This is a genomic window from Paenibacillus sp. 1SOY10 (genome assembly GCF_056836745.1).
On sequence record NZ_JBXENK010000002.1, the window covers coordinates 657,826 to 672,408 of the forward strand.

Sequence of the window (14,583 nt, forward strand, 5' to 3'; positions counted from 1 at the left end):
TAAGCTTCTAAAGAGGTCTTCCCATAGGGAGGCCTCTTTATTTTGTTCTAGAAATACCGCTGCTGATAGGAATCTGCATCACAAATCAATGAATAATAGCACACTGACAAACAAGAGAAATGACAATTCATTATGAATCGTTTCACATTGGTTGTGAATAGAATCACAATAACCTCTTTCTGAAGCTATACACTTTTAGTATAGGATTCAGGTTGAAGCTTAAAGTGCATAGGCACAGTCAGTTTGAACTGGAGGAGGCAAATTAATGAGTAAAGACAAAGAGAGATTGATCGTGATTGGTAACGGCATGGCCGGCATGAGTGCGGTGGAACAAATTCTCAAATTGACATCCAAATTTGATATTACCGTCTTCGGTAGTGAGCCGTATCCCAATTACAACCGGATTATGCTCTCATATGTACTTGAAGGCAGTAAGACGATGGATGATATCGTACTAAATGATTTGAATTGGTACAAGGATAACGGCATTAGCCTGCATCTTGGGACAACCGTGGAGCGTATTGATGCCGGGGCCAAGGAAGTTATAGCGACAAACGGGCAACGTGTACCTTACGATAAGGTACTAATTGCAACTGGCTCTAATTCGTTTATTCTCCCAATTCCGGGCTGTGACAAACAAGGTGTAGTAGGCTTCCGTGATATAGCGGATTGTGAGCAGATGTTAGATGCGGCAAAAACTTGCAAAACGGCGGCGGTCATCGCTGGCGGATTGCTTGGCTTGGAGGCGGCCAAAGGGCTGGTACAGCTCGGCATGGACGTAACGGTGGTCCATTTGATGGAAGACCTGATGGAGCGTCAGCTTGATCCCCAAGCATCCAGCATGTTGAAAGCCGAGCTGGAACGCCAAGGGATTAAGTTCAAATTGGGCGCACAAACCTCGGAATTGTTAGGAGACCAGAGAGTGACCGGCTTGCGGTTCGTTGATGGGACCGAGCTTGCTGCCGAGTTCGTTGTGATGGCTGTAGGCATCAAGCCTAATGTAACGGTGGCTCAGGCAAGTGGACTTACAGTCAATCGGGGAATCGTAGTCGATGATTTCATGCAAACCTCGCTGGAAGGCGTATATTCAGTCGGCGAATGCACGGAGCATAGAGGGACTTGTTATGGTCTGGTTGCTCCTTTATTCGAGCAGGGCATGGTGATGGCTAAGCATATCAGTGGTGTTGAGACGGCTCCTTACGTCGGTTCAGTTGTATCGACCAAATTAAAAATTTCCGGAGTTGACGTGTTCTCGACCGGAGAGTTCCTGGATGGACCGGAGCATTCTGTGATTGTGAGCAAAGACGAGTGGAAGCGTACCTATAAGAAAATATTGTTGAAGGACGGCAAGCTCGTAGGTGCCGTGCTCTTTGGAGATATTTCGGATTCAGCCGAGCTGCAAAAGCTGACCAAGCAGCAGGTGGACATGACTGAGGAAATATATACTTCATTAATAGGTGGCGGTTGTTGTGGCGAAGGAGGCAAGAAAAGTGCTTCTGTTGAAGCGATGGCTGATGATGAAATTGTCTGTGGTTGTAACGGGGTAACGAAGGGAACGATTGTGGATGTTATTACAACCCAAGGATTGACGACAGTGGATGAAATTAAAGCTTGTACTGGTGCGACTCGCTCCTGTGGGGGCTGTAAGCCGGTAGTTGAGCAAATATTGCAATATGTATTGGGCGATGGCTTTACACAAACGGCCAAGCAGGGCATCTGTGGTTGCACAACACTAAGTCGGGATGAGATTGTAGCGGAGATCAAGGGGAAGGGCCTGCAGACGACCAAAGAGGTCATGAATGTACTGGGCTGGGATCAACCTGAGGGGTGCTCCAAGTGTCGACCGGCCATCAACTACTATCTGGGCATGGTGTATCCAGATACGCATGAAGACGAGAAGGCCTCTCGATTTGTCAACGAACGAATGAGCGCCAATATTCAGAAGGACGGTACGTACACGGTCGTGCCACGGATGTATGGGGGAGTGACGACACCGGAGGACTTGAAGAGAATTGCTGATGTATCCCTCAAATACGACGTGAAGGTGGTCAAGGTTACTGGTGGTCAGCGACTTGATTTGATCGGTGTAAAGAAGGAAGACGTGCCTAAGGTGTGGGAAGAGCTCGATATGCCGTCAGGCTACGCTTATGCCAAATCGCTGAGAACGGTTAAAACCTGTGTTGGCTCGCAGTTCTGCCGATTTGGTACCCAGGATTCAATGGGCATGGGGGCCTTGCTTGAGCGTAAATTTGAGCGGCTTGATTTTCCTGCAAAATTCAAAATGGCCGTTAACGGCTGTCCGCGCAATTGCGCCGAGTCATGTACCAAGGACATCGGAATTGTGGGGAACGATGGAGGCTGGGAAATCTTTATTGGTGGTAACGGCGGAATCAAGGCACGGCTGGCAGATCCGCTGTGCAAGGTTAAGACGGATGAAGAACTGATTGAGTTGTGCGGAGCCATCATGCAATATTACCGTGAAACGGGCAATTATTTGGAAAGAACATCAGAATGGGTAGAGCGCATGGGGTTGGAGCATATCCAGTCGATAGTAGTTGAGGATATTGAGAATCGGAAGCAGCTTATGCATCGGATAGAATTTGCATTAAAGCAGGTTACAGACCCATGGAAGAAGATGTTAAAGGATGAAGGAAGCCGGGACAAACTGTTCCACAGCCTTGAAGTCAGCAACCAGTTGAACTAATCAATATGAAGGGAGAGCATGACGATGAAAAGTCGGGAGATGAATGAACGATTTTATTTGGCAGGTTCGGTAGAGGAATTTCTACCACAAATCGGTCGAGTAATTGAAATAAGAGGACAGCAGATTGCGGTCTTCCGTACCTCGGATGATCAAGTCTTCGCTGCGCTGAATCAAAGCCCACATCCTAAGGGAGGGCCCATTGCTGAAGGAATCGTGTCCGAACACTATCTGTATGATCCGCTGTATGATTGGAAGATTGATTTAACCAGCGGTCTAGTTCAAGCCCCCGATACCGGGCAGCTACAGATGGTGCCGGTCAAGGTAGAGAACGGTGAGGTATGGATAGCGGCGCTACCGGAACAGGTCTAATATCGATAGGGAGGGAAAAAACTTGTTTTCTTCTAATATAGAAGCGCTAGTGGAATCGGCAGTTAAGAAGAAGGACAAAATGAATGAAAGTCTGCCGAGGTATTTTGTGTCGGCGATGCTGGCTGGCGCTTACGTGGGGTTGGCTATTATATTGATCTTCAGTATCGGGGCGCCGCTCGCAGCGGAGAAGTCTCCTTATCAGATGATGCTGATGGGAATGTCCTTTGGCTTGGCGTTGACCTTGGTTGTCTTTGCTGGCTCGGAATTGTTTACAGGTAATAATATGTTTTTTACCATCAGCACCTTAGCAAGACGCACTACTGTAAGGGATACGGCCAAGAACTGGAGCCTCGTATTTTTGGGTAATCTGGCTGGGGCAATACTCCTTTGTCTGTTGATGGTGGGCAGCGGGTTATTTAAGAGCGCCGCCCCGGAGCATCTTCTATTTGCTGCTTCTGCGAAGAAGATGAGCGCACCTGTGACGGAGCTGTTTTTTCGCGGCATTCTATGTAACTGGCTGGTGTGTCTCGCGTTATGGATGGCTAATCGGACGAAAGAGGATATCGCAAAGCTGGTGCTGCTGTGGTGGTGCCTTTATGCCTTTATCGCCAGTGGATATGAGCATAGCGTAGCGAATATGACCTTATTAAGCCTGTCCCTGCTGTTGCCCAATCATCCAGAAACCATTACAGTGGTCGGCTGGGCGCACAATATGGTGCCAGTTACGTTAGGGAATATGGTCGGCGGTGCTGTATTCGTAGGTATGGCCTACTGGTTTGTCTCTCCACTGCGCAAGCGAGCATAGGTGTATAGTGGGGTTTTGATTTATTGCTGTTTATCGCAAGACCGGGTAATAGCGCAGCAAAAAACCGTCTCCAACGGACCAGGGGGACGGTTTTAACGGGCTGAGGGCGTATACAAAGCCAGCCGATTAGATGCGGCAAATTTCATTGGGGCATAATTCACAGTGGCAAATATCCTGCAACATAACGAGGTCCTTGATCACAATCATGCCATTCTCGTATTCCAATGCATCCTTCTTACGAAGATCACTCAGCATACGGTTAACACTCTCCCGCGTAGCGCCGATCATATTGGACAGATCTGTATGCGTTATCTTCTTGTTAATTAAAATGGTGTCCCCATGTGGTTCGCCATACGTATTGCTAAGGCGAATCAGTGTAGAGCAGAGTGCGCCTGGCTTACCATACATCATCAAGTCGCGGAACTTGGTTTGCGTGAGGCGGTGGTGAATGCCCATCCATTTCATAAAGTCAATGGCAAAATCGCAGTGCTGACAGATCATAATCTCCAGATCCTTCTGCTCGATAACGCCAATTTCACAATCTTCGATGACCTCAGCCGTGAAGCTATGCTTCGTGCTGAAGAAGGGGTCGGCTTGCCCAACCATATCACCGCGGCCATACATATAAAGAATCAATTCTTTGCCTTCATCGGTGGATTTGGTTAATTTAACACGGCCACGCTTGATATAAAACAGTTTATCGGAAAAATCACCTTCCCAAAACAAATGCGTTCCCTCAGGATATGCTTTGTCTTTCATTGTGACTAGAAGGCGGTTGAAGTTTTGCTCTGTGAAACAGCTCGTATTGCCGCGGGGCAGGGTGGCACTTACAATTTCACTCATCATTGATTTCCCCTTTGTACTCCAAATTTTTCTGAAAATTTTAAATTAATTATATAACGTTTCTTTTCATTTTTGGGGCTATTCAAGCCTGAAAAAGTGTCGAAATTTCAACATTGTGAGAAAATTCACTTTATCAAATGAGAAGCATGAATAATCCTAACCGTAAAAATAAGGATACGAAAACAGGAGAAGCAGGCTACTCAGAAGGTGTTCAGAAAACAACATAATGTAAAGTATATATGAAAATAAAATCATAACAAGTGAAAAGTTTCATCTTTTTTAAAGTATGTGAAAAAATTCACTATACAAACGAAAAAGGCTGTGATATGATCAAACCATAAAGAGAAGCACATCAGCTTCCGAAGGTTGGACCTGTAAGTGAAAATTTTCACTATGTAAAGAACTTCCAACACCGCAGGTACTTCCTTACCAAATTTAGGAGGATGAGAGAGATGGCCGTTAAAAACGAAGTGGCAGCAAAAACTCAACCCACTGCAGAGGACTACATTCAAACTTTGATCAACAAGGGTAAAAAGGCATCTGAGGCGTTCATGAGCATGAATCAGGAGCAAATTGACAACATTGTACAAGCTATGGCGCTGGCTGGACTTGATAAGCACATGCATCTGGCCAAACTAGCGATCGAAGAAACTGGACGCGGTGTTTACGAAGACAAGATCATCAAGAACATGTTTGCTACTGAGTACATCTATCACAGCATCAAGTACGACAAAACGGTAGGTGTCATCGAAGACAATGATTTCGACAGCTTCCAGAAGATTGCTGAGCCAGTCGGAATTATTATGGGGATTACTCCGGTAACCAACCCGACTTCAACGACCATCTTTAAAGCTTTGATTGCCATCAAGACACGCAACCCGATCATCTTCGGCTTCCATCCATCCGCACAGGCTTGTAGCGCGGAAGCCGCTAAAATATTGCTTGAAGCAGCAGTGAAGCATGGCGCGCCTGCAGATTGCATTCAATGGATCGAGAATCCGTCGATGGACCGCACTAACGCTTTGATGAATCATCCTGATGTGGCCTGCATCTTGGCAACCGGTGGTTCTGCAATGGTAAAGGCAGCATATAGCTGCGGCAAACCGGCGCTTGGCGTAGGCCCTGGTAACGTACCTTGCTTCATTGAGAAGAGTGCAGATATCAATCAAGCGGTTAACGACCTGATCCTTTCCAAAACATTCGATAACGGTATGATTTGTGCTTCTGAACAAGCGGTTATTATTGAAGAGCCTATCTTCGATCAAGTGAAGAAGAAAATGATTGCCAACGGCTGTTACTTTGTGAATAAGGATGAAGCAGCTAAATTGACCGCAGGGGCCATCATTGCTGAGAAATGTGCTGTTAACCCGGCTATCGTTGGGCAACCAGCCAGCAAAATTGCGGAAATGTGTGGCATTGACGTACCAGCAGGTACTAAAATTTTGGTAGCTGAAATCGAAGGCGTGGGAACGAAATTCCCGCTGTCGGCTGAGAAGTTGAGCCCGGTTCTGGCTTGCTACAAAGTGAAAAATGCCGAGCAAGGTATCGAACGCGCGCTTGAAATCGTTCATTTCGGAGGCATGGGTCACTCTTCGGTTATTCATTCGAATAATGAAGATATCATTCAAAGCTTCTCGGATCAGATGCCAACCTGCCGGATCTTGGTCAATCAGCCTTCCTCGCAAGGCGGTATCGGTGACATCTACAACTCCAACCTGCCATCGTTGACATTGGGCTGCGGATCTTATGGACGCAACTCGACATCGTCGAACGTTACAGCCGTCAATCTGATCAATGTGAAAAGGGTGAATCGTCGTACCGTGAATATGCAATGGTTTAAAGTACCAAGCAAAATTTATTTTGAGAAGAACTCGACTCAGTATCTTGCCAAAATGCCGGATATCTCGCGTGTATTGATTGTCACTGACCCTATGATGGTGAAGCTTGGATATGTAGAAAGACTGGAGCACTACCTGCGTCAACGTCAAACACCGGTCGCTATTGAAGTATTCTCCGAGGTGGAGCCTGATCCATCGACAACAACGGTAGAACGTGGTACTGAAATGATGGCAAGATTCCAACCGGACTGCATTATCGCTCTCGGCGGCGGTTCCCCAATGGATGCTGCCAAGGGAATGTGGTTGTTCTACGAATATCCGGATGAAGACTTCTTTAACCTGAAGCAAAAATTCCTGGATATCCGCAAACGCCTTTACAAGTATCCAAAGCTGGGACGCAAAGCTAAGTTTGTAGCGATTCCAACAACATCCGGTACAGGTTCCGAAGTAACTTCGTTCGCTGTAATTACCGATAAAATTAATGGAAACACCAAATATCCTTTGGCTGACTATGAGCTGACACCAGATGTGGCTATCATCGACCCTGTATTTGTCTACAGCTTGCCGAAAACAGCCGTTGCTGATACAGGTATGGACGTATTAACACATGCTATCGAAGCTTACGTGTCTGTAATGGCTAATGACTATACGGACGGCCTGGCCATCAAGGCGATTCAACTGGTGTTCGAATACCTGGAGCAATCGGCCCTGACTGGAGATAAGCTGGCTCGCGAAAAAATGCATAATGCTTCGACTATTGCCGGGATGGCCTTCTCGAACGCATTCCTGGGCATTAACCACAGCTTGGCGCATAAATGGGGCGGGCAATATCATACGGCTCATGGACGTACTAATGCGATTCTGCTGCCGCATGTCATTCGCTATAATGCCAAGAAGCCAACTAAATTTGCCGCTTGGCCTAAGTACACCAACTTTATCGCTGACGAGCGTTATGCAGAAATCGCTCGCATTCTGGGCTTGCCTGCCCGGACTACGGAAGAAGGCGTTAAGAGCCTGATCAAAGCCATTCGTGATCTGAACAGCAAGCTGGGCATTCCAGAGACTTTCGAAGAGCTTGGATTTGATCCGAAGGACTTCGAATCGCGTGTTGACTACCTGGCAGATCGTGCATTTGAAGACCAATGTACAACAGCTAACCCTAAGCTGCCACTCGTAACTGAACTGGCTGAAGTCTACCGCGATGCCTTCTACGGAAGATTTGAAAAATAAGTGAACAGAGCTGCTTGAAAACGTGACAAATATCACTTGATGTGATATTTGTCACAATCTTTTATAGGTAGTTAAGCTATGATTACATTATAAATGATCCCTCATAGATTTATGACGGACTGGACCCGGAAGTGATATCCGGGCGCAATTTTTATAAAAGTTGTGAAAAGTATCACAAATTTTAAGGGATCATGAGGCGCGGAATAAATCCTTCAGTCCGCGACCACTATATAATATGGAGGGAATAAAGATGTCGGTGATCGAAAAAGAAGTTAAAAATGAGCAAGTCGCATGGAGAGGGTTTAAACCCGGTAAGTGGATGAATGAAGTAAATACTAAAGATTTCATTGACACGAACATTACGCCTTACCATGGGGACGAAGCTTTCTTGCAAGGCGCAACTGCCAACACGAAAGCACTGTGGGATATCGTATCAAGCTTGTCCAAGCAAGAAAGAGATGCTGGTGGTGTACTGGATGTTGACGTTAATACGCCTTCGACCATTACTTCCCATGCACCTGGATATCTTGATCAAGCTAAAGAGCAAATCGTTGGCGTTCAAGGTTCTGCTCCGTTCCAACGGACGATTCGTCCGAACGGCGGGGTTCGGATGGTTATTACAGCTTGTAAAGCTTACGGCTTCGAGCTTCCGGAAGAAATCGTAGATCTCTACACTAATGTTCGCAAAACACATAACCAAGGCGTTTTCGACGCTTACACTGCAGATATGAGAAATGCCCGTCATACAGGGATTATCACAGGTTTGCCTGATGCTTACGGCCGTGGCCGTATTATTGGTGACTATCGCCGCGTATCTCTTTACGGTGTGGATTTCCTGATTGAACAAAAGAAACAAGAGCTCAAAGAACTTGAAGTTGACGTGATGAATGAAGCGGTAATTCGCCAACGTGAAGAACTGTCCGAGCAAATTCGTGCTTTGGCCGAGTTGAAGCAATTGGGTGAAATGTACGGATTCGACATCTCCAGACCGGCTAACAATGCGAAGGAAGCTTTCCAATGGCTGTACTTCGGCTACCTGGCAGCCGTTAAAGAACAAGATGGTGCTGCAATGTCCCTTGGACGTGTATCTTCGTTCCTTGACGCTTACATTGAACGCGACCTGGCTGAAGGTGTATTGACTGAAGAATCAGCTCAAGAACTCGTTGACCATTTCGTCATGAAATTGCGTATCGTCAAATTCTTGAGAACTCCAGAATATAACGAACTTTACAGTGGTGACCCTACTTGGGTAACGGAATCCATCGGCGGGATGTCCGTACAAGGCGTGACCCGTGTAACCAAGAACAGCTTCCGCTTCCTGCACACACTTGACAACTTGGGAGCTGCTCCAGAACCTAACCTTACCGTTCTCTGGTCTGAACAATTGCCAGAAGCTTTCAAGAAATATTGTGCTAAAGTATCGATCGAAACCAGCTCGATTCAATACGAGAATGACGATCTGATGCGTCCGGTATATGGCGATGACTATGGTATTGCCTGCTGCGTATCCGCTATGAGAATCGGTAAACAAATGCAATTCTTCGGCGCTCGTGCGAACCTGGCAAAATGCTTGTTGTACGCTATCAATGGTGGTAAAGACGAAAGATACGGCTCGCAAGTAGCTCCAGAATATCCAGCCGTGACTTCCGAATACCTTGACTATGATGAAGTCATGAAACGCTTTGTTCCAATGATGGAATGGTTGTCTAAGCTGTATGTCAATACGCTTAATGTGATTCACTTCATGCATGACAAATACAACTACGAACGCATCGAAATGGCGTTGCATGATCGCGACATTCTGCGTACTATGGCTTGCGGTATCGCCGGATTGTCGGTTGTAGCCGACTCCCTGAGCGCAATCAAATATGCCAAAGTTAAACCAATTCGTAACGAAAACGGAATCGCTGTTGACTTCGAAATTGAAGGCGAATATCCTTGCTACGGTAACAACGACGACCGCGTTGACAAGATTGCCGCTGATCTGGTTGAGAAATTCATGGGCATGATTCGCAAACATCCAACGTACCGTGATGCTATGCCAACACAATCGATCTTGACAATTACATCCAACGTTGTTTATGGTAAGAAGACAGGAACTACACCAGATGGACGTAAAGCGGGCGAACCGTTTGCTCCTGGTGCTAACCCAATGCATGGCCGCGACAAGAAGGGTGCACTTGCTTCCCTGAGCTCTGTTGCAAAACTGCCTTACGAGCACAGCCTGGACGGCATTTCGAACACCTTCTCCATCGTACCGAAGGCACTGGGTAAAGATGATGTTTCTCGTAAATCGAACCTTGTATCGATGATGGACGGATACTTCGGTAGCCATGCGCATCATCTGAACGTCAACGTGTTCAATCGTGAGCAATTGCTCGACGCGATGGATCATCCTGAGAACTATCCGCAATTGACAATTCGTGTCTCGGGTTATGCGGTTAACTTCATCAAGCTGACTCGCGAACAACAATTGGATGTCGTAAATCGTACATTCCACGGTAAAATGTAAGTAACCTGTCTGTTGACAGGCAGTTAAATAGTTCAAATAAAGGGATGAGGAGAATGGCCGGGCGTGCCTTTCTCCTCATTTGCTTATCATTTGAATGATTATGGAGAGGGTGACGGAGAATGCTCAAAGGTCGAATACATTCATTGGAGACATTCGGAACGGTAGATGGGCCAGGGATTCGTTTCGTGCTCTTTATGCAGGGCTGCTTGCTGCAATGCCAATACTGTCATAATCCGGATACATGGAGCCTGACTGAGGGTACCGAGATGACCATTGAAGAAGTATTGGCGGAGATTGAGCCTTACTTGAATTATTATCGTACCTCCGGTGGCGGACTCACGGTTTCTGGAGGCGAGGCTACGTTACAGGCTCCCTTCGTAACGGAATTGTTCCGGGAAGTGAAAAAACGCTGGAATCTGCACACTACACTGGATACCAACGGCTATAATGATGGAGACAAGATTAAAGACTTGCTCGATGTAACTGACCTGGTGTTGCTGGATTTGAAGCACATTGATAATGAAAAGCACATCAAGCTGACGGGTAAACCCAATGACCGGATGTTGAAGATGGCCCATTGGTTATCCGATCACGACCATCATATGTGGATTCGTCATGTATACGTGCCCGGCATTCATGATGACGAGCAGGATTTGCTTGCGCTTGGACGTTTTATTGGCAGTCTTCGTGGTGTGGACAAATTTGAAATTTTGCCTTACCACCAAATGGGCGTATACAAGTGGCAGGAACTAGGCTGGGATTACCCTCTTGAAGGGGTACCATCTCCTACGGATGAAGAAGTGGAGCACGCCTACCGACTGATTCATGAAGGGGAGCAACAAGCCGCAATTAACAAATAAACGTGTTATATTTCCTGACATAAAACTATATATTTTAAGACTAGACGGTTAGACCTTTCATTTATATGTTAGGTTTAACCGTTTTCATTTTGTATTTTAGATGATATTATCCCCTTAATAGAAAAATGTCCTCCTTACCAAAGGCGCTTTCGCTTCCTATAATGAGGGTGTATTACAATATATTGTTCTTTTGAGGAGGGTCTAGAAACATGAAGAAGAGTTTGGTGCTGCTGCTGTCTCTTGTTTTCATCGCATCCGCGATTTTGGCGGGCTGTGGAAACTCTGGAAACAAAGCGAATAATACTGCTAACGAAGGCCAGGGGACGACGAACAACAGCGGGGCGGGTGAGAATCAGGCAAAGGATGATCCGTTCGAAATTACAATTCGCCACACACAAGTAGGGGAATCCAAGAAATTTCGCTTAGCGTTGCTTGAAGATGTTGTGAAGCAGACGGAAGCGGCCGTACCTGGGTTAACGATCAAGCTGGATGCAGTGGATTCCGAAGTTAACCGTAAGGAAAAGCTTCGCGGTGAAATGGCTGCTGGCAAACCACCGGAAGTGTTCGATGTATTCGGTAGCCCGGATGCAGCGCTCTACGCCAAGGAAGGCTTGATGCTGGACCTCACGCCAATTATCGAAGAATTGGGCATTAAGGATACATTTACGACGCTGGACCCTTTTACTAATGAAGGCAAGGTTTATGGCTTACCGATCGGTGGATCGATTGAAGGCTATTTCTATAATAAAGAATACTTTGAACAAAAAGGCTTGACCGTTCCGGAAACATTAAGTGAGCTGGAACAAATTGCCGAGAAGATTAAAGCTGATGGTAAAATTCCTTTCGCACAATCGTCTAAGGATGCTTGGATTCCGTTAATGACTACCAACAACCTGTGGTCCTATTATGCCGGACCGGAAATTACCTATGGCTTCAAGACAGGACAAACGAAATGGACGGACGATAGCATGGTTCAGGCCATTGCCAAACATAAGGAATGGGTAGAGAAGGGCTATTACAAGAAGGGCGAATTAGGCTTTGAATATGCCGATATGAGAAACCAGATCATTACAGGGGAAGCCATTATTATGATGGATGGTTCCTGGGCTAACTCGGTGTTCCGCGATCCGGAGCAAGCTGGTGATATGGTAGGCAAGATTGGTTATTTCAATATGCCTCCAGTTAATGCAGGCGATCCTGTTGTAGTCATGCAAGATGCTAACAACGGGTACGGATTCTCGAATGCCGTGTCAGAAGATCCGCGTAAGCTTGCAGCAGTTAAGGAATTCATCAAAAATATGTGGACGGAAGAAATGCAACTGCGTGGACTGAAGGAAGATGGTGTGTTGCCAGCAATGAAGATGGATCTGGAGCAAATGAAGACTGCATCGGATGATCCGCTCATGCAGGATATCTTCAAGGGTGTCAGTGAAATCAGCACCTCCTTCCCGGCATTTGATGCTCTGGTGCAAGCCGAAGTGAATACCGCGCTTAGCATGGGTATCCAACAAATCATCGGCGGTGAAATCGAGCCGGCCAAGATGCTGGAGAATGTGCAAGCAGCTCAAGAAGCTGCCAATGCCACAGGGGAATAAAGTAATTACATTGATGAATTGAAGCGAGGGCGTCACCTGCCACAAGCGGGGGCGCCCTTACTTCCAACCACGGAGGTTATGGCATGAACAAAGCGCTCAGGAACCCGTTAATTTATAGCTTGTTTGTTCTTCCGGCATTTATATTGTTTTTGGCATTTTTTATTTATCCGATATTTACGGCAATTAATAACGGCTTCACCAGTTGGAACGGAATCTCCAAGAACGTAACCTACATTGGCCTGGACAATTACGTCATGGCTTTTCAGGATGTAGCCTTCTGGAAGTCGGTGCGCAATAATGTTTATTTTATTTTATTTTCTTGCTTGATTCAGGTGCCTTTAATTATTTTCTTCTCGTTGCTGATTGCCAATGTGAAGAAATTCAAGGGCTTATATAAGACGGCTGTTTTTATGCCCTCCATTATGTCTACGGCGGTTATCGGCATTTTATGGGGTTTTATTTACAACCCCGATTTTGGCTTGATGAATGAAGTGCTCGGCATCTTTGGTATTTCTCCGATCTATTGGCTTTCTGACAAGAATTGGGCTATGATCGCCATTCTGATTACGAATGCCTGGCAATGGACCGGATTTTATATCGTAATGGTACTGGCGGCGATCTTATCCATTCCACGGGAACTGGATGAAGCGGCAGCGATTGATGGAGCCAATGGTATCCAGCGGGCTTGGAAAATAACAATACCACTGATTATGCCAATCATCTCGGTGGTCATTATGCTGTCCATGGCTGGAGCTATGAAAGCAGCGGATATCGTATTGGTTATGACCAAGGGAGGGCCGGCAGGTTCTACTGATGTCATGGCGACCTATATGATCAGGTATGCTATTACAAGCTTCCGGCATGGCTTCGGCAATGCGATTGCCGTGCTGATCTTTTTATTCACCATCATTATTACCGTAGTGTATCAGGTGGTTGTGGCACGACGGACGGAAAGGATTGAATACTGATGAGAGCGCTGAAGAAGACAATCCCGCATCTATTTCTGATGGCTTATTTGCTCGTTATTCTCTATCCTTTTCTGTTTGTGCTATTCTCGTCAGTCAAGACAAATAACCAGGCGATTGCCTCTAACCCGTTTGGCCTGCCCTCATCCATTATTTTTGACAATTACGTCAATGCGTGGGTGAACGCGCGAATCAGCACCTACTTTTTTAACAGCTTATATATTGGGGTATTATCCGCATGTCTGTCGATCTTGCTGGCGGCGATGCTGGCGTTTGCGGTCACAAGAATGCGGTATGGCCGAATTAGTGCCATCGTCTTCCAACTTGTATTGCTTGGGATGCTGATTCCGAACAACTCCTTGCTCTTGCCGATATACGGCATTATGAGCAAGCTGGGCGTGCTGGATACGCATATGGCGCTGATATTACCTTATGTGGCGAACGCCATCCCTTTCTCTGTAATTATACTGGCGGCCTTTATGCGCTCCATTCCCGGCGAGATCGAGGAGGCAGCCGTCATGGATGGGCTTGGCTCGGCAGGTCTGTTTGTCCGTATCATGATCCCACTTACGGTTCCAGCGATTGTCACGGTATTTATCATCAATTTCCTGGGCAACTGGAACGAGTTCCTGCTAGCCAACTATTTTCTATCCGATGATGAACTGCGTACGCTGCCGGTCGGTATGGTCGGCTTCCGGGATGCTTACAACACCAACTATGCCCAGATGTCTGCGGGAATCGTCTTTAGCGTGGTACCGGTCATGGTAATTTACGCAATATTGCAGGAAAAAATTATTGAAGGTGTGACGGCGGGCAGCGTAAAAGGGTAGCGCCATCGTGGTAAAATGGAGTTACAACCTAT

The 14,583-nt window shown here is 46.4% G+C and carries 10 protein-coding genes; 9 read left to right on the top strand and 1 reads right to left on the bottom strand.

Annotated elements, in window-relative coordinates; all coding sequences use genetic code 11:
- The first annotated feature begins 265 nt into the window (after positions 1-265).
- The 3 genes from nirB to AC1VOR_RS08875 are packed head-to-tail and all read left to right on the top strand — an operon-like array spanning position 266 to position 3,878.
- Complete coding sequence (nirB, locus tag AC1VOR_RS08865; protein WP_482617276.1) at positions 266-2,704, top strand: nitrite reductase large subunit NirB; 2,439 nt, start codon at positions 266-268, stop codon at positions 2,702-2,704.
- A 24-nt stretch (positions 2,705-2,728) separates the two neighbouring features.
- Positions 2,729-3,073, top strand: a complete 345-nt coding sequence (gene nirD, locus AC1VOR_RS08870) for a nitrite reductase small subunit NirD (RefSeq protein ID WP_482617277.1) — start codon at positions 2,729-2,731, stop codon at positions 3,071-3,073.
- Between the two features lie 22 nt (positions 3,074-3,095).
- Positions 3,096-3,878: a formate/nitrite transporter family protein gene (locus AC1VOR_RS08875; protein WP_482617278.1), complete on the top strand. Its 783-nt coding sequence runs from the start codon at positions 3,096-3,098 to the stop codon at positions 3,876-3,878.
- 126 nt (positions 3,879-4,004) lie between these two features.
- Here the strand turns inward: AC1VOR_RS08875 and AC1VOR_RS08880 are convergent, their stop codons facing one another.
- Entirely contained in the window at positions 4,005-4,721 is a 717-nt protein-coding gene (locus tag AC1VOR_RS08880; RefSeq protein WP_059052331.1) for a Crp/Fnr family transcriptional regulator, read from the bottom strand.
- A gap of 452 nt (positions 4,722-5,173) precedes the next feature.
- On the opposite strand from AC1VOR_RS08880, the gene adhE reads away from it, so the two are divergent.
- The 6 genes from adhE (at position 5,174) to AC1VOR_RS08910 (ending at position 14,551) form a co-directional block, all read left to right on the top strand.
- Positions 5,174-7,789, top strand: coding sequence for a bifunctional acetaldehyde-CoA/alcohol dehydrogenase (gene adhE, locus AC1VOR_RS08885; protein WP_482617279.1), 2,616 nt, complete (start codon positions 5,174-5,176; stop codon positions 7,787-7,789).
- 250 nt (positions 7,790-8,039) lie between these two features.
- A complete protein-coding gene (gene pflB, locus AC1VOR_RS08890) occupies positions 8,040-10,301 on the top strand; it encodes a formate C-acetyltransferase (protein ID WP_482617280.1) in 2,262 nt (753 codons plus the stop codon).
- A 119-nt stretch (positions 10,302-10,420) separates the two neighbouring features.
- A complete protein-coding gene (gene pflA, locus AC1VOR_RS08895; RefSeq protein WP_482617281.1) occupies positions 10,421-11,161 on the top strand; it encodes a pyruvate formate-lyase-activating protein in 741 nt (246 codons plus the stop codon).
- A gap of 209 nt (positions 11,162-11,370) precedes the next feature.
- Positions 11,371-12,756, top strand: a complete 1,386-nt coding sequence (locus AC1VOR_RS08900; protein ID WP_482617282.1) for an ABC transporter substrate-binding protein — start codon at positions 11,371-11,373, stop codon at positions 12,754-12,756.
- Between the two features lie 83 nt (positions 12,757-12,839).
- Positions 12,840-13,724: a carbohydrate ABC transporter permease gene (locus tag AC1VOR_RS08905; RefSeq protein WP_059052336.1), complete on the top strand. Its 885-nt coding sequence runs from the start codon at positions 12,840-12,842 to the stop codon at positions 13,722-13,724.
- Positions 13,724-14,551, top strand: a complete 828-nt coding sequence (locus AC1VOR_RS08910) for a carbohydrate ABC transporter permease (protein WP_482617283.1) — start codon at positions 13,724-13,726, stop codon at positions 14,549-14,551. The genes AC1VOR_RS08905 and AC1VOR_RS08910 overlap by 1 nt, the downstream gene beginning before the upstream one ends.
- The last annotated feature ends 32 nt before the right edge of the window (positions 14,552-14,583 follow it).